This window comes from Mycobacterium sp. URHB0021 (assembly GCF_054057895.1).
Window position 1 is genome coordinate 1,278,727 of record NZ_JBSRZT010000002.1, and the last position, 23,190, is coordinate 1,301,916.

At 67.4% G+C, this 23,190-nt stretch carries 25 protein-coding genes; 12 read left to right on the top strand and 13 right to left on the bottom strand.

Translation table 11 applies throughout. The annotated features are described in order from the left end of the window. Positions 1 to 21: 21 nt before the first annotated feature. The 3 genes from ACVWWN_RS08485 to ACVWWN_RS08495 all read left to right on the top strand — a co-directional run bounded on the left by ACVWWN_RS08485 (position 22) and on the right by ACVWWN_RS08495 (position 3,110). A complete protein-coding gene (locus ACVWWN_RS08485) occupies positions 22 to 807 on the top strand; it encodes a CbtA family protein (protein WP_457143490.1) in 786 nt (261 codons plus the stop codon). Positions 808 to 902: 95 nt separating this feature from the next. Further along, positions 903 to 1,454 (top strand): histidine phosphatase family protein, encoded by a 552-nt coding sequence (locus tag ACVWWN_RS08490; protein ID WP_457143491.1) that lies wholly within the window; start codon positions 903 to 905, stop codon positions 1,452 to 1,454. Positions 1,455 to 1,577: 123 nt separating this feature from the next. Continuing rightward, positions 1,578 to 3,110, top strand: a complete 1,533-nt coding sequence (locus tag ACVWWN_RS08495; protein ID WP_457143492.1) for a DUF4118 domain-containing protein — start codon at positions 1,578 to 1,580, stop codon at positions 3,108 to 3,110. On the opposite strand, the gene ACVWWN_RS08500 is transcribed toward ACVWWN_RS08495, so the two are convergent. Both ACVWWN_RS08500 and mhuD read right to left on the bottom strand, forming a co-directional pair. Further along, a complete protein-coding gene (locus ACVWWN_RS08500; protein ID WP_457143493.1) occupies positions 3,080 to 4,444 on the bottom strand; it encodes a serine hydrolase in 1,365 nt (454 codons plus the stop codon). The two genes, ACVWWN_RS08495 and ACVWWN_RS08500, sit on opposite strands and share 31 nt — an antisense overlap. After that, positions 4,419 to 4,748 carry a mycobilin-forming heme oxygenase MhuD gene (gene mhuD / locus ACVWWN_RS08505; RefSeq protein WP_457143494.1) on the bottom strand — a complete coding sequence of 110 codons (330 nt, stop codon included), beginning with the start codon at positions 4,746 to 4,748 and terminating at the stop codon, positions 4,419 to 4,421. The genes ACVWWN_RS08500 and mhuD overlap by 26 nt, the downstream gene beginning before the upstream one ends. Before the next feature lie 25 nt (positions 4,749 to 4,773). Here mhuD and ACVWWN_RS08510 point away from each other — a divergent pair, with 25 nt between their 5' ends. After that, positions 4,774 to 5,544, top strand: a complete 771-nt coding sequence (locus tag ACVWWN_RS08510) for an alpha/beta fold hydrolase (RefSeq protein WP_457143495.1) — start codon at positions 4,774 to 4,776, stop codon at positions 5,542 to 5,544. Here the strand turns inward: ACVWWN_RS08510 and ACVWWN_RS08515 are convergent. Next, the gene (locus tag ACVWWN_RS08515; RefSeq protein ID WP_457143496.1) at positions 5,518 to 5,772 is read right to left on the bottom strand and encodes a hypothetical protein; all 255 of its coding nucleotides are present in this window, start codon (positions 5,770 to 5,772) and stop codon (positions 5,518 to 5,520) included. The genes ACVWWN_RS08510 and ACVWWN_RS08515 overlap by 27 nt on opposite strands. A 71-nt stretch (positions 5,773 to 5,843) precedes the next feature. Between ACVWWN_RS08515 and ACVWWN_RS08520 the strand changes: the two genes are divergently transcribed. Further along, complete coding sequence (locus tag ACVWWN_RS08520) at positions 5,844 to 6,827, top strand: GlxA family transcriptional regulator (RefSeq protein ID WP_457143497.1); 984 nt, start codon at positions 5,844 to 5,846, stop codon at positions 6,825 to 6,827. A 4-nt stretch (positions 6,828 to 6,831) separates the two neighbouring features. On the opposite strand, the gene ACVWWN_RS08525 is transcribed toward ACVWWN_RS08520, so the two are convergent. Both ACVWWN_RS08525 and ACVWWN_RS08530 read right to left on the bottom strand, forming a co-directional pair. Beyond that, positions 6,832 to 7,131, bottom strand: coding sequence for a hypothetical protein (locus ACVWWN_RS08525; protein ID WP_457143498.1), 300 nt, complete (start codon positions 7,129 to 7,131; stop codon positions 6,832 to 6,834). Between the two features lie 147 nt (positions 7,132 to 7,278). Beyond that, the gene (locus tag ACVWWN_RS08530; RefSeq protein WP_457143499.1) at positions 7,279 to 8,181 is read right to left on the bottom strand and encodes an A/G-specific adenine glycosylase; all 903 of its coding nucleotides are present in this window, start codon (positions 8,179 to 8,181) and stop codon (positions 7,279 to 7,281) included. Here ACVWWN_RS08530 and ACVWWN_RS08535 point away from each other — a divergent pair. Both ACVWWN_RS08535 and ACVWWN_RS08540 read left to right on the top strand, forming a co-directional pair. Beyond that, complete coding sequence (locus ACVWWN_RS08535) at positions 8,180 to 8,800, top strand: carbonic anhydrase (protein WP_457143500.1); 621 nt, start codon at positions 8,180 to 8,182, stop codon at positions 8,798 to 8,800. The genes ACVWWN_RS08530 and ACVWWN_RS08535 overlap by 2 nt on opposite strands. A gap of 59 nt (positions 8,801 to 8,859) precedes the next feature. Further along, positions 8,860 to 9,633, top strand: coding sequence for a hypothetical protein (locus ACVWWN_RS08540; RefSeq protein WP_457143501.1), 774 nt, complete (start codon positions 8,860 to 8,862; stop codon positions 9,631 to 9,633). 1 nt (position 9,634) lies between these two features. Here ACVWWN_RS08540 and disA read toward each other — a convergent pair whose 3' ends face one another. The 3 genes from disA to ACVWWN_RS08555 form a co-directional block, all read right to left on the bottom strand. After that, positions 9,635 to 10,753: a DNA integrity scanning diadenylate cyclase DisA gene (gene disA, locus ACVWWN_RS08545; protein WP_457143502.1), complete on the bottom strand. Its 1,119-nt coding sequence runs from the start codon at positions 10,751 to 10,753 to the stop codon at positions 9,635 to 9,637. Between the two features lie 21 nt (positions 10,754 to 10,774). Next, a complete protein-coding gene (radA, locus tag ACVWWN_RS08550) occupies positions 10,775 to 12,154 on the bottom strand; it encodes a DNA repair protein RadA (protein WP_457143503.1) in 1,380 nt (459 codons plus the stop codon). Between the two features lie 87 nt (positions 12,155 to 12,241). Further along, complete coding sequence (locus ACVWWN_RS08555) at positions 12,242 to 12,841, bottom strand: hypothetical protein (RefSeq protein WP_457143504.1); 600 nt, start codon at positions 12,839 to 12,841, stop codon at positions 12,242 to 12,244. A 337-nt stretch (positions 12,842 to 13,178) separates the two neighbouring features. On the opposite strand from ACVWWN_RS08555, the gene carD reads away from it, so the two are divergent. The 4 genes from carD to rlmB are packed head-to-tail and all read left to right on the top strand — an operon-like array spanning position 13,179 to position 16,530. Next, positions 13,179 to 13,667, top strand: a complete 489-nt coding sequence (carD, locus tag ACVWWN_RS08560) for an RNA polymerase-binding transcription factor CarD (RefSeq protein WP_015309632.1) — start codon at positions 13,179 to 13,181, stop codon at positions 13,665 to 13,667. Between the two features lie 5 nt (positions 13,668 to 13,672). Next, positions 13,673 to 14,155, top strand: coding sequence for a 2-C-methyl-D-erythritol 2,4-cyclodiphosphate synthase (ispF, locus tag ACVWWN_RS08565; RefSeq protein ID WP_457143505.1), 483 nt, complete (start codon positions 13,673 to 13,675; stop codon positions 14,153 to 14,155). Positions 14,156 to 14,175: 20 nt separating this feature from the next. Next, entirely contained in the window at positions 14,176 to 15,591 is a 1,416-nt protein-coding gene (gene cysS / locus ACVWWN_RS08570) for a cysteine--tRNA ligase (protein ID WP_457143506.1), read from the top strand. Further along, complete coding sequence (rlmB, locus tag ACVWWN_RS08575; RefSeq protein WP_457143507.1) at positions 15,592 to 16,530, top strand: 23S rRNA (guanosine(2251)-2'-O)-methyltransferase RlmB; 939 nt, start codon at positions 15,592 to 15,594, stop codon at positions 16,528 to 16,530. It begins immediately after the preceding gene. A 64-nt stretch (positions 16,531 to 16,594) separates the two neighbouring features. Here the strand turns inward: rlmB and ACVWWN_RS08580 are convergent, their stop codons facing one another. Both ACVWWN_RS08580 and ACVWWN_RS08585 read right to left on the bottom strand, forming a co-directional pair. After that, positions 16,595 to 17,338, bottom strand: coding sequence for an SGNH/GDSL hydrolase family protein (locus tag ACVWWN_RS08580; RefSeq protein WP_457143508.1), 744 nt, complete (start codon positions 17,336 to 17,338; stop codon positions 16,595 to 16,597). A gap of 186 nt (positions 17,339 to 17,524) precedes the next feature. Beyond that, a complete protein-coding gene (locus tag ACVWWN_RS08585; RefSeq protein ID WP_457149055.1) occupies positions 17,525 to 18,766 on the bottom strand; it encodes an SLC13 family permease in 1,242 nt (413 codons plus the stop codon). Between the two features lie 114 nt (positions 18,767 to 18,880). Here ACVWWN_RS08585 and ACVWWN_RS08590 point away from each other — a divergent pair, with 114 nt between their 5' ends. Then, positions 18,881 to 19,873: a glycerophosphodiester phosphodiesterase family protein gene (locus ACVWWN_RS08590; protein WP_457149056.1), complete on the top strand. Its 993-nt coding sequence runs from the start codon at positions 18,881 to 18,883 to the stop codon at positions 19,871 to 19,873. Here ACVWWN_RS08590 and ACVWWN_RS08595 read toward each other — a convergent pair. The 3 genes from ACVWWN_RS08595 to asnB form a co-directional block, all read right to left on the bottom strand. After that, positions 19,866 to 20,795 (bottom strand): MBL fold metallo-hydrolase, encoded by a 930-nt coding sequence (locus tag ACVWWN_RS08595; RefSeq protein WP_457143509.1) that lies wholly within the window; start codon positions 20,793 to 20,795, stop codon positions 19,866 to 19,868. The genes ACVWWN_RS08590 and ACVWWN_RS08595 overlap by 8 nt on opposite strands. Before the next feature lie 9 nt (positions 20,796 to 20,804). After that, a complete protein-coding gene (locus ACVWWN_RS08600; RefSeq protein ID WP_457143510.1) occupies positions 20,805 to 21,086 on the bottom strand; it encodes a hypothetical protein in 282 nt (93 codons plus the stop codon). An 85-nt stretch (positions 21,087 to 21,171) separates the two neighbouring features. Next, entirely contained in the window at positions 21,172 to 23,088 is a 1,917-nt protein-coding gene (gene asnB / locus ACVWWN_RS08605; RefSeq protein ID WP_457143511.1) for an asparagine synthase (glutamine-hydrolyzing), read from the bottom strand. Between the last annotated feature and the right edge of the window lie 102 nt (positions 23,089 to 23,190).

The following is a 23,190-nucleotide window of genomic DNA, read 5'->3' on the forward strand; positions in this document are numbered from 1 at the left end:
CGCACGGGAGCAGCCAGCACAATGGAAAAACAGATCATCGGGCGCGGCCTCGTTGCCGGCGCCCTGGCCGGGGTGCTGGCGTTCGTGTTCGCGCGGATCCTCGTCGAACCCGTCATCGGTCGGGCGATCGGCTTCGAGGACGGCGCCGGCGCCGCGCACGAGGCCATGCATGGCGGCCACAGCCATGAGCACGCCGAGGTGTTCACCCGGGGCGTCCAGGCCAATATCGGCATGGGATTCGGAGTGCTGGCGTTCGGCGTCGCGATGGGCGCGCTGTTCGCTGTGGTGTTCGCGGTGAGCTACGGCCGTGTCGGCAGTGTCTCGACACGACTGCTGTCGTGTTATGTGGCCGGCGGCATGCTGCTGAGTCTGTACGTCGTTCCCGCGCTCAAGTACCCCGCCAACCCGCCCGCCGTCAGCCTGGAAGAGACGATCCGGCAGCGCACGCTGCTGTATCTGCTGATGGTGGTGCTGTCGGCCGCGTTGTTCGTCGGTGCCGTATATCTCGGACGTCACCTGGTCCGGCGGTGGGGCGCATGGAACGCGACGCTGGCGGCGGCCGGCTCCTATGTCGTCGCCGTCGCGGTGGTCATGCTCGTCCTGCCGACGATCGACGAAACCCCGGGTCCGCTGCGCGATGACGCCGGCAACATCGTCTACGAGGGCTTCCCCGCCGATGACCTCTACCAGTTCCGGCTCTTCTCACTGGGCACGCAGGTGGTCATGTGGGCGACCATCGGGCTGGTGTTCGCGGTACTGGCATCGCGCCTGCTCGACCAGAAGCGGCGGGACGTAGTACCTGCGTGAGTCCCGAAGGCGAGCGCGAGTGAGGATCGCAGCGAGGGACGAGCGCGGACCGGAGCGAGGGGGAGTCGAGGCGTGAATCCCGAAGGCGAGCGCGAGTGAGTGAGGTCGTCCGGCTGACGTTCGTATCCCATGCGATGACGGACGCGATGGCAGCCGGACGGTTCCCCACCGACGAACCGCTCAACGCCCTGGGACATCGGCAGGTCGACGCCTCCATCGACCTCGGCATCACCGAGCGCGCCTACTGCGGACCCGAGAAGCGGGCCAGGCAGACCGCCGAGTTGCTGGGGCTGCACGCCGGCATCGAGGCGCGGCTGGCCGACCTGGACTATGGCCGCTGGCGTGGCGATGTGCTGGGCGGGGTCGGGTCCGCCGACCTGGCGATCTGGCTGACCGACCCGTCGCGGGCGCCGCACGGTGGCGAGTCGGTGGTCGACCTGGTCGACCGGGTGCGCGGGTGGATGGATTCCTTGACCAGCCGCCGTACCCGCCTGGTCGCCGTCACGCACCCGGCGGTGATCCGTGCCGCGATCCTGGTGGCGCTTGACGCCCCGCCCAAGTCGTTCTGGCGCATAGATATCGCGCCGGTGAGTCGTACGGTGATGCATTTCCGCGGGCACGCCTGGACGTTGAGATCGAACCTGTAGCGACCGGCCGATCAGAGGAGATGATGGAGGCGATGATAAATCCGCGTTTCGCATCGGCGCTGCGATGGCGCACCCTTGAGGTACGCGGCGCATAGCTGAGCGTAGGAAACGGCTGGTTACGAGATGGCACAGCGCGCATTGAGCGCAACCCTGCGTCGCCGCTGGTGTGGAGTGGTTGTCAGCGCGTCCGCGGTAGCCCTGGTGAGCGGCGCGATCATGCTCGCCCATCCCCGTGTTCCGCTGCCGTATCTGCTGGTGCTGTACGTGCTGGTGGTGATGGGCGTCGCCATTGTGTGGGGGACTGTGGTCGCCGTGGTCACGGCCATGTTGAGCACTGTCGTCATCAACTGGCTGTTCATCCACCCGCTCGCACGCTTCGACGACCCGTCCATCCTGATCGGCTCGGTGGCGTATCTCGTGACGGCGGTCGTGGTGGGCCGCCTGACAGCCCGCCTACGGAAAGCGGCGCTCGAGTCGGCGAGGCTGTCCGAGCAGCAGGCCGCGCTGCGGCGGATCGCCACGCTGGTCGCCCAGTCGGCGCCGCCGCCGGAGGTGTTCACCGCGGTCACCCGTGAAGTGGGTGTGTTATGCGGCGCGGATCTCGCCCGGATGGAGCGGTACGAGGAAGACGGCTCGGTGACCGGCATCGCCGCGTGGAGCCGGGTGCCCGTGCAACTGTCCGTCGGCACGAGGTTCGAGCTGGTCGGGCCCAGCATCGCGCGCGACGTGTACGCCGGTGGAAAGCCAGTACGCGTCGACAGCTTCACCGGCGCGGCCGGTGACATCGCCAAAGAGGCGCAAGAGATCGGCATTCGCTCGTCGGTGGGTTGTCCCATCATGGTGGCCGGACAACTCTGGGGCGTGATCGCCGCGTCGACCAAGAACGCCAGCCCCTTCCCGGCGGATACCGAGTCGAGGATCGGGGACTTCACCGAACTGGTGGCCACCGCCGTCGCCAATGCGGACAGCTCGGCAGAGCTCGCGGCGTCCCGCGCGCGGGTGGTGGCCGCCGCGGATGAATCGCGCCGCCGCTTCGAGCGGAACCTGCACGATGGCGCCCAGCAACGGCTCGTCGCACTGGCGCTCAACCTTCGGGCCACCCTGGATGATGTGCCGCACGAACTGCCGGCCATCCGAGGCGAGCTCGAACGGGCCATCAACGAGCTCGCGGAGTCGTTGAATGACCTCCGGGAAATCTCACGCGGACTTCACCCGACGGTGCTCTCGCGGGGCGGCCTCGGTCTCGCTCTGCGAAGCCTGGCTCGGCGCTGCCCCATTCCGGTCGAGCTCCATGTCGGATGCGTCGGCCGGTATGAACCCTCGTCGGAGATCGCGGCGTATTACGTTGTCAGTGAAGCGCTTACGAATGTCGCCAAGCATGCCGCAGCGTCGACGGTGAAGGTCTCACTCGACGAGCACGGTGACCAGATCCAGCTGTGCGTCCGTGATGACGGTGTCGGCGGGGTCGACCCCCGGCGCGGGGGCTCCGGGTTGGTGGGGCTGCGGGACAGGATCGAAGCGTTGGGCGGATCGATCGACGTCATCAGCCCGCCGGGCGGCGGAACCACGATCAAGGCTTTTCTACCCAGCGGCGGCCACGCCAGGGTTCCCCGCAGCGTCGGCGATCAGGCGATCGGCACCAAGTCGAACGCCTGACGCACGATCGACAGCAGCCAACCCGCCGCGGTGGGGCTGCGGAACTGCGGCCAGTTCAACTGGAAGCTGACCACCCACGGCTGGCCCGTGTGGTCGACCGCATACCAGCTGAAGGTCAAGTCGCCCGGCAGGTTTCCGCCCTTGGCGCCGATGTAGGACCACTTCGACTTGTCCAGGTCGATACCCGGGATCGCGGAGAGGATCTGCTTGACCGGCCCGGCCTTGCCGACGGCGGCGGCCTGCAGCGCAGCATGCACGCGGCAGATGTCGGCGGCGCTGCCATACCATTCGGCCCCGTATCCGGACGCCGGCGTGTTGGTGCGGGTCGGATCCGGTTCATAGGGCCGGGAATTGGTCTGCTGCAACAGCTGTGCACGGCCTTGCGGGGTGGCCTTCTTCCACTGCTCGCGCAGATCCGGCTCACCCCAGCCCACCGAGAACAACTCGTGCATGGTCGGGAACGGGGTCATGCTCGCCGGGTCGTGATGGCCGGCCGCCACCAGTGCGCGCTCGACGGCGCTGGGCCCCAGGCGCCCGATCAGCAGGTCGGTGGCCATGTTGTCGCTGGCCGAGATCATCTGCTGAGCGGCCTCGCGCACCGGTATCTGGGAGCCCGGCGGGAGTTCGTCCAGGCCCGCCGACCCGACGGCCTTGGCCTGGGCGGTGATGGTGAGAGGATCGTCCCAGTTCAACGTTCCGTTTTTGACCGCATCGGCAACCGCGAGCAGCACATACAGTTTGAAGATCGATGCCAGGGGGAGCGACAGGTCGGTGTTGGTGCCGGCCACAAGCGAACACTTGCCGTCGTTCACCTTCGACACCTGATACGAATAGCGCGCCCCCGACTTGGTCAGTTCGGTGTCGATGTCCGACCACTGCCTGATCACCGGGGGCTGCAGAGACACCTTGAAGCGGTCCACCAGGCCCGCGTCGTTCGTGCGAAGTTCGATGTCCTGTGCCGCCCCATACGACGTCAACACATGCAGGGTGGCGCTCCCGGCCCCGATGCTCAGGCTCGAGACCGTGATCGGACGGTCCCACCACAGGTTGCCCATGGCCGTGGTGATGGGGTTGACCTGGTCGGGAGCGGCCATGGTGCGTACTCCGACCGTCCCGATCGGCCAGTCGGAGTTGAGCATGTCCATGGTCTGCTTGGCCCGCAGCCCCTGGGGAGTGTTGATCTCGATGGGGACGCCGTATGCGGCGTCGGCCGGCGCAGGGCCGGTGTGTGCGCACCCGCAGGCAAGGGCGACGACCAGAAGGACCGCGAGCGTCAGCGTCGTCGCGCCGCGTCGTGCCCGGCCTGCGTTACGCGTCGGTGTCGGTCCCCGCAACGTCCAGCACAACCTCGAACTCCAGCAGTGACGCGCCTGTGGCGACTGGGTTGGCGCGCTGGCCCGCGTGCGCCTCGACTGCCGGCCCCGTCGCCCATGCCTGGAATGCCTCTTCGGACTCCCATTGCGTCACGACGAAGTAGCGGTCCTCGCCCTTGACCGGGCGCAGCAGTTGAAATCCCAGGAAGCCGGGCTGACTGTCGACGGCGTGTGCACGGTTCGCGAACCGCTTTTCCAGTTCCGGACCGGCGTCGGGCGGGACCTCGATTGCGTTGATCTTCACCACGGCGTTTGGGGTGGACATGGCGTCCAGGTTACCGTGCGCCGTTATGGCCGCCGACCTGCTCACCCGCCGGGGCGGCGATGGTGCGCCGCTCGTGCTGGTGCACGGTCTGATGGGTCGCGGAAGCACCTGGTCGCGGCAACTGCCGTGGTTGACCCGGTTGGGCGAGGTGTTCACCTACGACGCGCCGTGGCATCGCGGCCGTGATGTGGCCGACCCGTTTCCGATCAGCACCGAGCGGTTCGTCTCCGACCTGGGTGACGCCGTGGTGGCGCTGAAACGTCCGGCGATCATGATCGGGCACTCGATGGGCGCCCTTCACTCGTGGTGCCTGGCCGCGGCGCGGCCGGATCTCGTCAGTGCCCTCGTGGTCGAGGACATGGCGCCGGACTTCCGCGGCCGCACCACCGGCCCCTGGGAGCCGTGGTTGCACCAGCTGCCTGTCGAATTCGATTCGGCGCAGCAGGTTTACGACGAATTCGGACCGATCGCGGGGCGCTACTTCCTTGATGCCTTCGACCGGACGGCGACGGGGTGGCGGCTGCACGGCCGCGCCGCCGAATGGATCGAGATCGCCGCCGAGTGGGGCACCCGGGCCTATTGGCAACAGTGGAAGGCGGCGGCCGTGCCCGCGCTGCTCATCGAGGCGGGCAACTCCGTCACGCCGGCCGGCCAGATGCGCAAAATGAATGAAACCGGCTACCGGGCAACGTATTTACACGTACCCGGCGCCGGCCATCTGGTTCACGACGAGGCGCCGCACGCCTATCAGCAAGCGGTCCAAGCGTTTCTAGCGACGCTCGCCCAGCGCACCTGAAGCGGGCCACGTCGGATGCTGCTCGAAGCGGGTGCGAACTGCGTCCACGTCGTGCGCGACGCGGAACCCGTCGCGGTCGTCTTCGAACAGTCGGCCCATCATCGGCGCCGACCACCGGAACTGGTCGAACCGGATGCGCAGCGAGTCTGAGCGATGGGCCGCCCAGCTGAGCGCCGCGGCCACCGCGAAGGGTGCTATCAGGATGAGGAAGGTCAGTGCAGTGGTCATGGCAGTAATGCTCCGCCGGTAAAAATCCAGCCAACAGTGGCAGAAAGGCCACCTTGGGATAAAATGCTGCCATGCCATTGAAGAGCGTGTCGGCGCTGGTGTTGGACGGTCTGGCGGTTTTCGAGTTCGGGGTCATCTGCGAGGTCTTCGGAATCGACCGGTCGGCGGACGGCGTCCCCAACTTCGACTTCAAGGTGTGCGGGCCCGAACCGGGGAAACCCCTGCGGACGTCGGTCGGCGCCATGATCACTCCGGAGCATGGACTCGATCACCTGATCGGTGCGGACTTGGTCGCGATCCCGGCGATCGCCAGCCAGAACGGGGGCTACCTGCCCGAGGCGCTCAAGGCGGTACGGGCGGCCGCGGAGGCCGGGTCGATCATCCTGACGGTGTGCTCGGGTGCGTTCGTGGCCGGTGCCGCGGGCCTGCTCGACGGCAGGCCGTGCACCACCCACTGGATGCACGCCGACGACCTCGCCCGGATGTATCCGACCGCCAAGGTCGATCGGAACGTGTTGTTCGTCGACGACGGAAATCTGATCACCAGCGCGGGCACCGCGGCGGGTATCGATGCCTGCCTGCATCTGGTCCGTCGCGAGCTGGGCAGCGAGGTCACCAACAAGATCGCGCGTCGGATGGTGGTACCGCCCCAGCGTGAGGGCGGACAGCGTCAGTACATCGATCAACCGATCCCGGTGCGGTGTTCCGAGGGGTTCGCCCCTCATCTGGACTGGATTCTGGGCAATCTCCACAAGCCGCACACGGTAGCCACGCTGGCCACCCGGGCCCACATGTCCGCGCGCACCTTCGCCCGCCGATTCGTCGAGGAGACCGGTCGCACACCGATGCAGTGGGTGACCGACCAGCGGGTGCTCTACGCGCGGCGCCTGCTCGAAGAGACCGATCTCGACATCGACCGGATCGCCGACCGTTCCGGCTTCGGCACGGCGACGCTGTTGCGCCACCATTTCCGGCGCATGATCGGTGTGACGCCGTCCGATTACCGGCGTCGGTTCTCGTGCAGCAGCGATCCGGACTGCGCCGCAACGGCTTAGCGCGCTAGTCGTCGCTGCCGGGACAGGCGACGTCGACGTAGGCGGTGCTGAACACCGTCGGGTCGATCCGGCCGTCCGTCGCATCGGTGTCCAACAGCCCGTGCACGCCGGTGACATCGCACTGGGCCAGTGGTCTGCTCACGCTTCCGTTGATCTGGACGGAATATCCCATGTCCTGTAGAGCTTTGACGGTGTCCGCGGCTGACGTGCCGCCGGTCGGGGCGGCCTGCGCGGGGTTCGACAGCCCGACCGCTGCGAAGGCGAGGATGTCGGCGGCGATCGCGCCGATGATGAATTTGTTCATGGCTGAACCCCTTTGCTTGTCACCTGGAGGTAGCAAGCGGGGTTACGCCGACCCGGTCGGCGCCCGCCCCTTGGACTTCGCCCGCACGGCTGCCGACTCGAGGCTCGGGCTGTGAACATCGCGACGAATCCGTCGCCCTCCGTTAGTTCAGTCGCCCTCCCCGGTGAGCGCGAATCGGCCGTCCCTGGTCTGCTCAACCAGCCCGTCGACCAGCAGCGAGTCCAGTGCGCGGTCCCGCTGCGCCGTATCGCTGCGCCACGCGACGTCGAGTTCGGCGCGGGTGACCGGAGAGTCGTTGCCGCGCAACACGTCAAGCAGACGTCCGCGGACCTGGCGGTCGGTTCCTGCGTAGCGTTGCACGCGTCGAGCCGTGGTGCTGCCCGCCGGATATCCGTTCGACCGCCATGCGCACACGCTCAACGGGCAGAGTCCGCACCGCGGTGCCCGCGCCGTGCACACCGTCGCTCCGAGCTCCATCAGGGCCACCGAAAACAGCGGCGCCTCAACCGCATCGGGAAGTAGCGTCTCGACGTCGGCCAGGTCGCGCGGAGAGGACGAAGCGGCCGCGTCCGCCCGGCCGTGCACCACCCGCGCGACCACTCGCCGCACATTGGTGTCGACGACCGGCACCCGCTGCCGATACGCGAAGCAGGCGACGGCCCGCGCGGTGTAGGCGCCGACGCCCGGCAGCGTCAACAGGATGTCGACATCCGACGGCACCTCGTCGCCATGCTCGGCGGCGATCACGGTCGCGCATTCGTGAAGCCGCTTGGCCCGTCGCGGATAGCCCAGCTTGCCCCAGGCGCGCAGCACGTCGGCCGCACCGGCCGCCGCCATCGCCGACGGGGTGGGCCAGCGTGCCACCCAGTCCCGCCAGATCGGTTCGACTCGCACCACCGGCGTCTGCTGCAACATGAATTCGCTGACGAGAATCTGCCACGCGCTGACGCCGGGCCTGCGCCATGGCAGGTCGCGCTGTTCGCGTTCGTACCACTGCGATAACAGACGTGAATCAATCATGAGCCCTCGCTGGTGCAGAATATCGGCCATGCCCAACACCAGCCCCGTGACCGCCTGGAAATCACTCAAGGAGGGTAACCAGCGCTTTGTCGAGGGCAAGCCCGACCATCCCAGCCAGAGCATCGAGCACCGCGCCAGCCTCGCCGATGCGCAGAAGCCCACGGCGGTGGTGTTCGGCTGCGCGGACAGCCGGGTTGCTGCGGAGATCATCTTCGACCAGGGCCTCGGCGACATGTTCGTGGTCAGGACGGCCGGACATGTCATCGACTCGGCTGTGCTCGGTTCGATCGAGTACGCGGTCACCGTGCTCAATGTCCCGCTGATCGTGGTGCTCGGCCATGACAGCTGTGGCGCTGTCAAAGCGACGCTGTCGGCCATCGACGACGGCTTGGTGCCCGACGGTTATGTTCGCGACCTGGTGGAGCGGGTGACGCCGTCGATTCTGCTCGGCCGCCGCGACGGCTTGACCCGGGTCGACGAGTTCGAGGCGCGGCACGTCAGCGAAACCACTGCTGCGCTGCGTATGCGCTCGACGGCGATCGCCGAACGACTCGACGCCGGCACCGTGGCGATCGCCGGCGTGACGTATCACCTGGCCGACGGCAGGGTGGTGTTGCGGGGTCATCTGGGAGATATCGGCGAAAGCTAGCCGGCGACACGCCGAGTCACCTCGGACGACTGGGCGTGACCTGGCCTTACCGTGGGCCTGTGCTGGATCTAGAACCGCATGGCCCGCTACCACAGCAGATTTACCGGCGCCGCAGGGCGTTGGCGCTGGGCATAGCGGTACTCGTGATCGGCGTGATCGCCGCCGTCGTGGTGGTGGTCGTCATGAACGTAACAGGCTCCGAGACCAAGAACGCGGACAAGCCGGGCCCGACCCCGGCGGCCGCGCCGACTCCGCTTCCCGGGGAGAACCCCGAGGTCAAGACGCCGGTGATGCCCCCTGCGCAGCAGGCCCCGCCGCCGACACCGACCCCGACCGCGGCCGTCATGCCGCCACCGGTGCTCAAGGAGGGCGACGACTGCCCGGATTCCACGCTGGCGGTCAAGGGCATCACCAACGAGCCGCAGTATGTGGTCGGCGATCAGCCGAAGTTCACCATGGTCGTCACCAATATCGGCCTGGTCGCCTGCCAGCGGGACGTCGGCGCGGCGGTGCTCGCCGCCTACGTCTACTCGCTGGACAACAACCGCCTGTGGTCCAATCTGGACTGCGCGCCGTCGAACGAGACGCTGGTCAAGACGTTCCAGCCGGGTGAGCAGGTGACGACGGAGGTGACCTGGACGGGGATGGGGTCGGCGCCGCAATGTCCGCTGCCTCGCCAGCCGATCGGGCCCGGCACCTACAACCTGGTGGTCCAGCTGGGCAATCTGCGGTCGGCCACGGTTCCGTTCATCCTTGCCGAACAGGCGCAAAACCAGGAGGTGCCGCCTACCGACGGTGTGCCTCCCACGGTGCCAGGACCGGCGGGTAACTGATTCAGGCGAGCCGGTCGGCGATCGTCGATTCGGCCAGCTGTGACAGGCCTTCTCTGATGTGGCGTGCCCACATCGAGCCGATGCCTTCCACCGACTGCAGATCGTTCGCGCTGGCGGCCAGCAGGCCCTGCAGCGACCCGAAGGAGCGGACCAACAGGTCGACGTGGGCGAACTGCAACCGCGGAATGCCGGCCATCGCCCGGTAACCCCGCGAGCTCATCGCCGAATCCTGCGCCTCTGCCGTCGACGGGTATCCGAAAACCCTTGCCAGCGTGGTGAAGTCGAGCAACTCGTTGTCCGAGAGACCGTCCAGCTCCTCGAGGGTGGCGGTCACCTGTGCGGCGGTCGGCGGGTCGGGGTTGGCGTGGTAGTCACGCACGATCAGCTCGCGTTCGGTGTCGTTGTCGCCCACCAGCTCCTCCAGCTGCAGTTTGAGCTGGCGCCCGTTGGTGCCCAGTTCCACGACGTCGGAGTCGATCTCCAGGCTGATGCGCCGCACCATCTCCAGCCGCTGCACCACGGTCATCACGTCGCGCAGCGTCACGAAGTCCTCGATCTCGGCCGTGGACAGCTGCCTGCTGACCTCATCGAGCCGGGTCTTGTAGCGCTCGAGGGTGTCGATCGTCTGGTTGGCCCGCGACAGGATGGTCGCCGAGTCCGGGATCACGTGCCGCTCGCCTGCGACGTAAACCGTGACGATGCTCATCGAGTGGCTCACCGAGATCACCGGATATCCGGTCTGGATGGCGGTGCGCTCGGCCGAGCGGTGCCGGGTGCCGGACTCCTCGGTGGGTATCGACGGGTCGGGCACCAGCTGGACGTTGGCCCGCAGGATGTGAGCGCCGTCGCTGGACAGGACGACGGCGCCGTCCATCTTCGACAGCTCTCGCAGCCTTGTCGGGGCGTAACGGACGTCCAGCGAGAAGCCGCCGTCGCAGATCGTCTCGACGCTCTCGTCGTAGCCGATCACGATCAGGGCGCCGGTGCGGCCGCGCAGGATGCGTTCCAGCCCGTCGCGCAGCGCGGTTCCCGGGGCCAGTCGCGCGATGGTCTCACGCAGGGTCGGACGGGCGAGCTGTACGACGCTGCGGCTCGACCTGGTACCCGACTTCACGGCCATGTGTTCTCCTCGGATCGGCCGCTATTGTCGCAAATTTTTGCTGATGTCCCTGAGCACCTGCAATGCCGAATTGATGTTGTCGGCAGGAATCGCGCGCAAGCCGGCGGGCACGGCCGTCACTCCCGGCGGCACGACGGCGCGGTCGAAGCCGAGCCGGGCCGCCTCGGCGAGCCTGCGGTCCATCCCGCTGACCCGGCGCAGATCACCGGCCAGCCCCACTTCGCCGATGGCGACCGCGTTCGCCGGCATCGGCAGATCGGTGCAGGCCGAGGCGATCGCCAGCGCCACGGCAAGGTCCGATGACGGGTCGGTCAGCCGCATGCCGCCGACGGTGGACAGGTAGATGTCATTGATCCCGATGGGGAGTTTGGCCCGCTTCTCCAGCACGGCGGTGATCATCGCGGCGCGTGACGAGTCGATGCCGCTGACCGCCCGCCGTGGCGATCCGCTGGCCGGCGAACCGATCAACGCCTGCACCTCGCCGATGAGCGGGCGCTTGCCGTCGAGGGTGACGGTCACCGCGGTACCGGACACCGGCGTGGGCCGCTGGTCGAGGAACAACCCCGACGGATCGGAAACGCATTCGATCCCGTTGTCGTGCAGAAGGAAACAGCCCACCTCGTCGGCGGCGCCGAAGCGGTTCTTGATGCCGCGGACCATCCGAAGGGACGTGTTGCGGTCACCCTCGAAATGCAGCACCACGTCGACGAGGTGCTCCAGCGAGCGCGGGCCTGCGATCGCGCCGTCCTTGGTGACGTGGCCGACCAGGAGCATCGCGACACCCGACGATTTGGCGGCCATGGTGAGCGCGCTCGTGACCGCCCGCACCTGCGTGACCCCTCCGGAGACGCCGTCCACCTCGGTGGTCGACATGGTCTGCACCGAGTCCACCACCACAAGGCTGGGCCGGACCTCGTCGATGTGGCCGAGCGCGATCTGCAGATCCGACTCGGCGGCCAGATAGACCTCGTCGTGTGTACAGCCCGTGCGTTCGGCGCGCAGTCTGATCTGCCCGGCCGACTCCTCGCCGGACAGATAGAGCGCGCGCCTGCCCTCCTTCGCCCAGCGGTGCGCGACCTCGAGCAACAGGGTCGATTTGCCGACGCCGGGATCGCCCGCCAGCAGCGTCACCGAACCCGGAACCAGCCCACCGCCCAGCACCCGGTCCAACTCGCTGACGCCGGTGCGGAAGTGCCGGGTGGTCCCCGGATCGATGGCCGTGATGGGCACCGCGGGCGACGTGGGAGCCACCGCGCGGCGCGCCGACCCACCACTCACCGCGGCCAGCACCGCGACCTCTTCGACCGTGCCCCAGGTGCCGCAATCCGCGCAGCGGCCGACCCATTTGGCGGTGACGTGGTGGCATTCCGAGCAGCGGTACTGCGAACGCGCTTTGGCCACGCCGTGACCGTATCCGCCCCGGCCGACAGAACCCTCACGCTGACGGCCCGTGTCGCCGCCGGGTTCGGTGTCGAAGACTTCTTGCGGTCAGTGACCGCCCTCGTGGCCACCGGTTTCCTCGCCGGCCTCGACGGCGGCTTCGCGCCGCGGCGACTCGCCCGCGGAAATCGGCACCGAAACGGTTGCCTCGCCGGCGTTCTCGAAGTCGAACGTGAAGTTGTAGGTGAGGCCGTTGGTGATCGATTTGGTCAGACTGATCCTGGCCTCGGCGGCATCCGCGGTCTCGGCGGACTCCAGCGGCGCGATCTGGCCGTCGGGCTCGCCGACCGCGAGCACGCCGTTCGGCGGGATGTCGGTCTTACCGGTGAGCGTCACGGTGCCGATGTCGGAGGTCACGGAGACCAGCTTGTCGTTGGTGTCCGGCGACCCGTTCACGGCGACGAACAGCAACTCCACGTCACGGCCGGCCTCGACGTAGTCGGTCGACTGTGCCGCCCGTACGTGGATGTTGCGCACCGAGATCTGTCCGACATTCGTTGTGGTGCCGTTGACCGCCGGTTGCTGCACGGCGGTCTGAGAGAGCTGTCCCGCCCCGCAGCCACTCAGTGCGACCACGGCGGCCAAACCGGCGGCGGCGACGATGCCGACGCGGGGAGCATCGGGGGTGCGCAACTTGAAGCGGTTCACTGTGATCTCCTGCTCCGCCGGGGTGCGACCGGATGGACGATCGCTGTCATTCGACTATGCACAGTAGTAGGTGGGGGTAGCGCGCGGTAGCCGAGGGCTGACCGGGATCCGTACGGGTTTGCAAAGCCGCGTGACGGACCCGCGACAGCTACCTTTCGGCGGTCGAAAAGGCGCCGCCCCACCCCGGCAAACCCGCACCAAAAGGGGGCTCAGACTGCATGGATTCGTCACCCTGTCAACCCCTAGTCTTCACGTGCGATGCCCCTGACCTGCACAGTTGATCCGCACCCTGCTGGGCCTCGTGTTAACATTGAGTCGTGAAAGGGGCTCGAAACTGATGATTTTTAAGGTCGGAGACACCGTTGTCTATCCACACCACGGTGCTGCGTTGATCGAGGCGATCGAAACCCGGACCATCAAAGGCGAGCAGAAAGAATATCTCGTCTTGAAGGTTGCCCAGGGGGACCTGACCGTTCGAGTACCTGCAGAAAACGCCGAATATGTCGGGGTGCGCGACGTTGTCGGGCAGGAGGGTCTGGACAAGGTGTTCCAGGTGCTTCGCGCTCCGCATACCGAAGAGCCGACCAACTGGTCGCGTCGGTACAAGGCCAATCTCGAGAAGCTGGCCTCAGGCGACGTCAACAAGGTCGCCGAGGTCGTTCGTGACCTGTGGCGCAGGGACCAGGAGCGCGGCCTGTCCGCGGGCGAGAAGCGGATGCTGGCTAAGGCGCGGCAGATCCTGGTGGGTGAGCTCGCGCTCGCCGAAAACACCGACGACGCCAAGGCCGCGATCATTCTCGACGAGGTTCTGGCCGCCGCTTCCTGAAGGCCATGACGTCGAACCTGCCGCGGGTGGGGCTCGGCACCGACGTACATCCCATCCAGGCCGGACGGCCGTGTCGGCTGCTGTGTCTGCTGTTCGAGGACGCCGACGGCTGCGCCGGCCATTCCGACGGCGACGTGGCTGCCCATGCGCTCTGTGACGCGCTGCTGTCCGCCGTGGGGTTGGGCGACGTCGGAGACGTCTTCGGCACCGACCGTCCCGAATGGCGCGGGGTCAGCGGTGCGGACATGCTCCGGCATGTCCACGGGCTGCTGATCGCGCGGGGTTTTCGTGTCGGAAATGCGGCCGTGCAGGTGATCGGCAACAGGCCCAAAGTGGCTCCGCGACGCGCCGAGGCGCAGCAGATACTTTCCGGGCTTCTGGACGCTCCGGTCTCGGTGTCTGCCACGACCACCGACGGCCTGGGGCTGACCGGCCGTGGCGAAGGTCTGGCCGCCATCGCGACCGCATTGGTCATTCAGCCCGAATAGTGCCGGTAAGCTGGCACGTCGTGACCGACGGCCCCGCATCGCAACTGCGGCTCTACGACACCATGGCGGGTGCCGTGCGTGATTTCGTGCCGCTCCGGCCGGGGCACGCGTCGATCTATCTGTGTGGCGCCACTGTGCAGGGCCTTCCCCACATCGGCCATGTCCGCAGCGGAGTGGCGTTCGACGTGTTGCGGCGCTGGCTGACCGCCAAGGGCTACGACGTCGCGTTCATCCGCAATGTCACCGACATCGACGACAAGATCCTCAACAAGGCCGCCGACGCGGGCCGGCCGTGGTGGGAGTGGGCCGCCACCTACGAGCGGTCGTTTACGGCCGCCTACGACGCACTGGGGGTGCTGCCGCCGTCGGCTGAGCCGCGCGCCACGGGTCACATCACCCAGATGGTGGAGCTGATCGAGCGGCTGATCGCACGCGGACATGCCTACGCCGGAGACGGCGACGTCTACTTCGACGTGCTGAGCCAGCCCGGCTACGGCAAGTTGTCCGGTCACAGGATCGATGACGTGCACCAGGGCGAGGGTGTGGCCAGGGGCAAGCGCGACGAGCGCGACTTCACGCTGTGGAAGGGCGCCAAGCCCGGTGAACCGTCGTGGCCGACGCCGTGGGGGCCGGGCCGTCCCGGCTGGCACACCGAATGCGTTGCGATGTGTGAGGCGTACCTCGGAGGAGAATTCGACATCCACGCCGGCGGCATGGATCTGGTATTCCCGCACCATGAGAACGAGATCGCTCAGGCCGAGGCCGCGGGTGATCCGTTCGCCCGCTTCTGGCTGCACAACGGCTGGGTCACCATGGGCGGCGAGAAGATGAGCAAGTCGCTCGGCAACGTGCTGGCGATACCTGCTGTGTTGCAACGGGTTCGGCCCGCCGAGTTGCGTTACTACCTGGGCAGTGCGCACTACAGGTCGATGCTCGAGTTCTCCGAGAACGCGCTGCAGGACGCGGCGAAGGCCTACTCCGGTATCGAGGACTTCCTGCACCGGGTGCGCAATCGGGTCGGCGCGGTGGTGCCTGGAGAGTGGACGCCCAGGTTCGGCGCCGCGCTCGACGACGACCTGTCGGTACCGATCGCGCTGGCGGAGGTGCATGCCGAACGCGCCGAGGGCAACCGCGCGCTCGACGCGGGTGACCACGAGTCCGCGTTGGCGCACGCGATGTCGATTCGCGCGATGATGGGCATCCTGGGCGCCGACCCGCTCGACGAGCGCTGGGAGTCGCATGACGAGACGTCGGCTGCGCTGGCGGCCGTCGACGTGCTGGTGCAGGCCGAGGTGCGGCGCCGGGAGGATGCCAGGGCCCGGCGCGACTGGGCGGAGGCCGACGCCATCCGGGACCGTTTGAAGGAGGCCGGCATCGAGGTCACCGACACCGGCGACGGGCCGCAATGGGCGCTATTGGACGGATACACGAAGTAAATGGCCGGGAATTCACGACGCAGGGGCGCCATCCGCAAGCCGGGCACCAAGAAGGGGCCGACGGTCGGATCCGGCGGCGTGCGCAGGCGCGGTCTCGAGGGCCGTGGGGCGACACCGCCCGCGCACATGCGGCCCAACCATCCGGCCGCGAAGCGCGCCGCGAAGGGTGCCCAGCAGCGCAGGCCCGCGAAGAAGACCGACGACACCGAGGTGGTGCTCGGGAGGAACCCGGTCCTCGAGTGCCTGCGCGCGGGTGTTCCGGCGACGGCGCTGTTCGTCGTGCTGGGCACCGAAGCCGACGAGCGCCTCACCGAATCGGTTCAGCGCGCGGCGGATTCGGGCATCTCGATCCTCGAGGTGCAGCGACATGACCTGGACCGGATGGCAGCCAACGGCCTGCACCAGGGCATCGCACTCCAGGTGCCGCCGTACGACTACGCGCATCCCGACGACATGCTGGCCGACGCGCTGCGACACAGCAGGCCCGCGCTGCTGGTCGCGCTGGACAACATCTCGGATCCCCGCAACCTCGGCGCGATCGTCCGCTCGGTAGCCGCGTTCGGCGGTCACGGTGTGGTCATCCCGCAACGGCGGTCCGCGTCCGTCACGGCGGTGGCCTGGCGTACCAGTGCCGGTGCCGCGGCCCGGCTCCCGGTGGCCCGGGCGACGAATCTCAATCGGACGCTGAAGAACTGGGCCGATGCCGGGCTTCAGGTGGTCGGCCTCGATGCCGGTGGGGACACCGTCGTCGACGAACTCGACGGCACCGGACCGATGGTCGTGGTGGTGGGTTCGGAGGGCAAGGGCCTGTCCCGACTGGTGCGGGAGAACTGCGACGCCATCGTCTCCATTCCGATGGCGGGTCCGACGGAGTCGCTCAACGCATCCGTCGCCGCGGGTGTTGTGCTGGCCGAGATCGCCCGCCAGCGACGGGATTAGGCGCAGCCGGGCAGAGCCGACGTACCGGCGACGATCAGCGTCCTGCGGCTCACGTCCACCAGACTCAAACGACCTTGGCCAGCGTCGCGTGTTTCGGCTCGATGCCCGCGCCCGGCGTTGCTCGGCGCAGCCGCTTGCCGATCCACGGCGCCGCGAAGGCGGCGGCCCAGCGCATGTTGGCCCAGAAGTCACGAACCGGTGGCGACGAAGCCAGGTAGTCGGCCGACCGACTGGCGAGCTGATGGGAAACGGCCAGCGTGTCGAGGACTTTGGCGGCCATCCGTTCGTGGCCGATGGGGGATAAGTGCACCCGGTCGGCGTCCCACAGGCGAGGGTCGTGAAACTCGCTGAACCGCCAGAAGTCCACGAGTCGCAGCCCGAGGTCGTCGGCGACGCTGCGCAGCAGCTCGTTGTAGATCGCCGTGCGGCCCCGCAGCCGCCGGAACAACGGCACCGTGCCGAGGTCGCCCGCCGTGAACGCCAGCACGGTGGCGCCGGTTTGCTGGAGCGTCTTGAGCCCGTCGGCGTATCTCGCCATCATCGCGTCGATGTCGTTGCGCACCAGCAGCAGGTCGTTCATGCCCGCATAAACGGTGACCACATCCGGCTCGAGCATGACGGCGGTCTCGAGCTGTTCGGTGAGGATCTCGTCCATCCGCCTGCCGCGCACGGCCAGGTTGGCGTAGCGGAGATCGGGGTTGTTCTGCGCCAGGGCGACTGCGACGTGGTCCGCCCATCCGCGCAAACCGTTGGGGCTGGACGGATGTGGATCACCGACCCCTTCGGTGAACGAGTCGCCGAGAGCCACGTACCTACTGAACACTGCCGGCGGAGCCGGCGATCTGAACACTGCCGGCGGAGCCGGCGATCCGGTCCTCGCCACGCCTCCAATCTGGCCGATGCCCGAGCGATCCGCTCGTCGCAGCGCCGACGGTCAGCGAATCGACGTCAGCCGTCCCTCCGGTGTTTGCGTTGTGGTAACCGGTGTTTCGTCTCAGAGGCCGATGAGCCGGATTCCCGCCCACAGTCCGAGCACCGCCGCCACGAGCGTCGCCGGAGTGGTGGCCAGCCCGATCCGGCTGAACTCACGGAAACCGGCCGGGATGTCCTGGCGCACGGCGCCCCGCCACAACAGGTTTGCCAGTGAGCCCACGTAGGTCAGGTTGGGGCCGATGTTCACGCCGATCAGCACCGCGAGCACCGCGGCGGGTCCCGATGTCGCGACCAGTGGCAGCAGCACGAGAACGGCCGGCAGGTTGTTGACGATGTTGGCCAGCACCGCGGCCACGGCCGCGTACCCGAGCAGGGCGGCCAGCGAGTCGCCTGCGGGCAGCACATCGCGCATCGCGTCGTCGAGGCCGTGCACCATGACCGCATCCACCACGACGCCGAGGCACAGCACGAACGTCAGAAACGGCACGTCGGCCGCGGATGCGATTCGGGCAACCGTGGTCTCGCGCCGGACGAGTGCGCGCACGCCCAGCACCACCGCACCGGCCAGGGCGGCCCACGCCGGGGAGAATCCGAGCAGCGACGTGACGGCGAACCCGGCAAGTGTCAGCCCGAGAACGACGAGGACGAACACCGGCATCGGCTGGCTGACGGATACGCTGTCCCGGTCGGGCCGGATCGCCAGTTCGCGTGCGAAACACCTACGCAGCAGCACGTATTCGATGCCGACGGCGGCCAGCCAGGGCAGTGTCATCACGGCGGCGAAATGCATGAACGACAGCCCGGCCGCGCCGAAGGCCAGCAGGTTGGTCAGGTTCGACACCGGCAGCAGCAACGACGCGGTGTTGGCGAGGTGTGCGGTGGCGTAGGCGTGTGGACGGGCCGGGACGGTGAGCGTACGTGCCGTCGCGAGCACAACCGGTGTCAGCAACACGACGGTCGCATCGAGGGAGAGGATCGCCGTCGTCGCCGACGCGATGATGAAGACGATCACCAGCAATCGCCGCGGATCGCCCGCGCTGAACTTGGCCATCACCGTCCCGGCCGCACGGAAGAGGCCCTCGTCGTCGCAGAGCCGCGCCAGCACCAGGACTGCGGCCAGGAAGCCGACCACCGGCAGCAGCTTGCCGACCTCGGCGCCCGCTTCGCGAAGCGAGATCGAGCCGATGGCGATGAGCACACCCACGGCGGGCACCGCGACGACCGCCTCCGGCCAGCCCCTCGGCCGGACCATCGCGAAGCCGAGCACCACAGCGAGTGCCGCCAGCGCTGCCACCAACTTCAGTTCCTTTCCTCCAGCCGAACATCCGGTGATCACTGACCCTCGGGCCGCTTCGGGCGGCACGCGGCCCGGGCTTCGCCGATAACGTTGTCAACCATGCGCAAAGCCGCCCTCATCATGCTTGCCGCGTTCGCCGCCGCGATCGGCCCGGTGCCGTTGGCCACGGCTCAACCGGACGGCTTCGACCTCCAGGCCCACCGCGGTGGCCGTGGCGAGACGACGGAGGAGTCCCTGCGGGCCTTCGCCAAATCGCTCGAACTCGGCGTCAGCACCCTGGAATTCGACATCGTCATCAGCAAGGACGGCCAGCCGCTGGTGTGGCACGACCCCGAAATCATGCCAACGAAGTGCGCCGACACCGCGCCCGCATTCCCCGGCGATCCGATGTTTCCCTATGTCGGGAAGCTGGTGCATGACCTCACGCTCGATCAGATCCGGACGCTGGACTGCGGCAAGCGGCTCAGCGATTTCCCCGCCGCCGAAGTCGTCGCGAACAACAAGATCGCCACGCTGCCGGAAGTGTTCGCGTTGACCGACTCCTATCGGACGGCCGTGAGATACAACATCGAGACCAAGGTGGAGGCCGACAAACCTGAAAACTCCGCCGCCCCACAGCAATTTGTCGACGTGATCCTCGCAGCGGTACGGGCGGCCGACAAGGTGGACAAAGTGGAGATCCAGAGCTTCGACTGGCGCACCCTGCCCATGGTGCGCGCGGTGGAACCGTCGATTCCGCTGGTGGCGCTGTGGGACGAGACGACCTGGATACCGGGCTCGCCGTGGCTCAACGGTATCGACCCAGCGGTGGTCGGTGACCCGATCGTGGGAGCGCGGCTGGTCGGAGCCGGCATCCTGTCGCCCGGCTATTCGGTGCCTTACGGCAAGACGCCGAAGGATCCGGGGTTCGCTCTGGTCGCCGACAGAGCGTTCATCGACCGGGCCCATGGGTTGGGCATGAAGGTCGTCCCGTGGACGATCGACGACGCGGACGCCATGCGGGCCCAGATCGCCGCGGGTGCGGACGGCATCATCACCGACTATCCGGGCCGGCTGCGCGCGGTGATGGCGCAGCTCGGCTTGCCGTTGCCGGCGTCCTACCGGATCACCTAGGGGCGACCCACGGGTCGGCGCGATGCCAGAGCGTCGGCAGATGCAGGGCGACGCCGTCGGCGTCGGCGAGCCGCGACAGCACCCGCAGCGACATGTCGAGGTCATCGAGGGCGTACGGCAGCGCGCGCAGTGGCTGGTGCAGCGGTCGGACGAAGTCGTCCCAGTGAATCAGCACCACGCGGCGGGCGCCGACGGTGCGGACGGTCTCCGTCCAGTAGTCGACCAGATACCGTTCGGGCTGCAGCCCGAGTTGCCCGACGCCCAGGTACACCGCGTCCGCCCGCTGTTCACTCAACGCCCCGGGCACGAAGCCGGCGCTGCCGACGATCAACATCCGGCGGTCCGACGGGCGGTGGTGCACCAGCGTCGACCATGCTTCGCCGCACTTGAACGCGGCCACCTTGGCCGGCGGGACGACTGGTGAGCTGATCACGCCCGGAAAGCGGTCCGGTGGGCAATGCCGGGCCTCGATCAGCGTGATGTCGTAGGCGCCGAGGCTGATCGGCTCGCCGGGCATGACCGCAACGAGGCGGTCTTCGGGCAGGCCGTGACCACGGCCCACCTGCACCGCCGAGGCGCCGCCGACCAGTTGCGCCCCGGTGCGCTCGGCCACCACGGCGGAATCCATCGCGTGGTCGTAGTGCGTGTGCACCGGCAGCACCGCCGCCAGTCGGTCGGCCCCGAGGCGGGCCAGGCAGCCGTCGATCCGCGGCGTCGACGGCGACAGCGGACGGAACACGACGTCGCGCAGGCGCGGGCGGGAGAAGAAACCGTCCGTCATCACCGCCGAGGAGCGGTCGTCGATCAGCAGCGTCGCGACGCCGGCCCAGGCGACGGTCAGCGGAGCGTCCGGAGCGGCCGGGGGAACATCGAAACGGGTCGCGTAGTTCCTGAGGTTCGGCCGGCCGAGCTTCAGGCGCATAGCGCCACCCTAGGTCTCCTCGCCCTCGTGAGTTTTTGCGACGTCTCCGGCGGGCCGCAACCACTCGGTGTCGGTGAGCAAGGCGCCGTGCAGAACGTCGGCGATGTCGCCGGGTTCGGCCCGGCACACCAGCACCGTGACCGACCCCTGACGGTCGCCCAGCCGGATGTCCCAGTCGACCGCCGCCAACGCGCGGCGATCCGGGTCTGCATAGCAGAGTTCGCTGGAACCATTGCCGCCAGCCATCTCCCGGCGTAGCTCGTCCGAAACCCACCACGCCGTCAAGGACACGCAGCTGCTGCGCCTGGTTCGGATCTTGCCGCGTTCCCGTACGGCGCACTGCGCTGGTCCGGCGAACGGCGCGCGCAGCTGCGGCTCACGCCATGGAGAACTTCTCTTGCATCACGATCACACTCGCAACACGTTGCAAACCGCCTTCCACCGCGACGCGGCGATCATCGGGGGATTCGAGCAGCCGACCGAGCGTCGTGCAGACCTTCTTCATGTCGTAGATCGGCTGGTCTCTCGCGGCTTGCGATGCGAACGTATCCCGATAGAAGGCGAGCATCGGGTCGTTTTTGTCGCGCATCGGAGGCGTTGTGAACGGGTGCTTCTGGCGGTCGTACACCTCGGGTATCAACACGTCCTTGGCAGCTTCGCGCAGGACATGTTTTTCCCGCATGCCATTCACTTTCATGTTCACCGGCACGCGAGCCGCGACTTCGGCGACATGGTGGTCCAGGAACGGCACGCGACCTTCGAGGGAGTGCGCCATCTCCATCCGGTCGGCGAGGTAGTTCAGAATGAAATTCGGCATGACCGTCTTGGCATTGACGTAGAGCATCTGACTCAGGTGGTCGCGGCCGGCGACCCGTTGCGCAAGCGGTAAGCGGTCAAGGGCCGACACCAGCGGCTCGAACTCTCGAACGTATGCCGGGAGATCATCGCGGAAGAGGGCGGCCACGTCGCTGGTCATTGCCGCACCCATGTTGAGCGTCGCCGGCAGCCAACCGAGCCGGCGCTGCACTGCCTGCATCTCTGGGCTGCTGACCTGCGTCGGCATCAAGATTGCGCGAGTCGCCGGATTGGCGCCGAGCATCTTATCGACGAGCGCCGATTTGTCGACGGCACTCAACGCTGCGTTGTCGTTCAGCGCGTCGACCCGGAAGTACGGATACCCTCCCAGCATTTCGTCGGAGCCTTCGCCGGTGAACACCACTTTGATGCCCGCGGCTCTCACGGCGCGGCTGAGGAGATACTTGGCGACACCGTGTCCGTTGAACATCTGTGTTTCGGCATGCCAGATCGCATCCGCGAATGAGTCGGCGATTTCGCGCCCAGTGATGGGAATTGGGTGATACGACGCGCCGACGTGCTTGGCCTGAGCCTGCGCGATTCTGGCCTCGTCATAGAGCGGGTTCTCAAAGGTGAGCGTAAACGCACGGATCGGTCGATTCATCTCCTGCTGCGCAAGTCCGAGGACGGCGCACGAGTCGATGCCACCACTCAGATACGAAGCGACTTCGACATCCGCGACCAATCTTTCCCGCACGGCATCGACAAGAACCTGACGGAATTCTTCAACGATCTCCGCCTCGCTCCGCGCGTCCTTCTGCATCTGTTCAGCGGTGGGGATCTCCCAATCCCAGTATGGATAGATGCGAACATCGCCATCCTTGGCAATCGCATAGCAACCCGGCGGCACAGTGCTGATCCCGGCGAAATCCGTTTTCTCGTGCGATCTGCCAATACCCCCGGTGGCGCCCTCGAGATCCCAAGCGGCTGGAACGCCGAGCGCCAATAGTGCCTTTATCTCGGACGCGAAGAACACTTCGCCGTTCACCACTGCGTAATAGAGCGGTTTGACGCCGAAGCGGTCGCGGATCGCAATCATCGCCCGTTGGCGTTCGTCGGCGATGACGACCGCGAACTCACCTCGCAGTAGAGTCGCGGCTTGCATGCCGCGCTCCTGATAGAGGTGCAAGGCGATTTCGCTGTCACTATCGGTGAAGAAGCGGTAGCCATCCGCGCGCAGACGCTCGCGAATTTCGCGGTAACCGTAGAATTCGCCGTTCACCACCAGATGCACCGTGCCGTCTGGGCTCGTCAAGGGTTGACTGCCGTTGTTCAAACCGATGATCGACAAACGCGTGTGTCCAAGCGTCCACTGCCCGTCACGCGACGTCCAGATGCCGGACCCGTCCGGTCCGCGATGCTCCAAGCGCTTGAGCGCCGCATCGCTGCGATCGGTCGAGAGTCCGCGATGTGTCATCGCGGCGAATATTCCGCACATGCGTTGTGTCCTCCGGCAGTTCGTTCGTCACGCGCCGATCCGACGAGGTCGGCGCGACGACAGTGCGGCATGAAAAACCCTTGTCGGCGCCGCTGAAGTAGT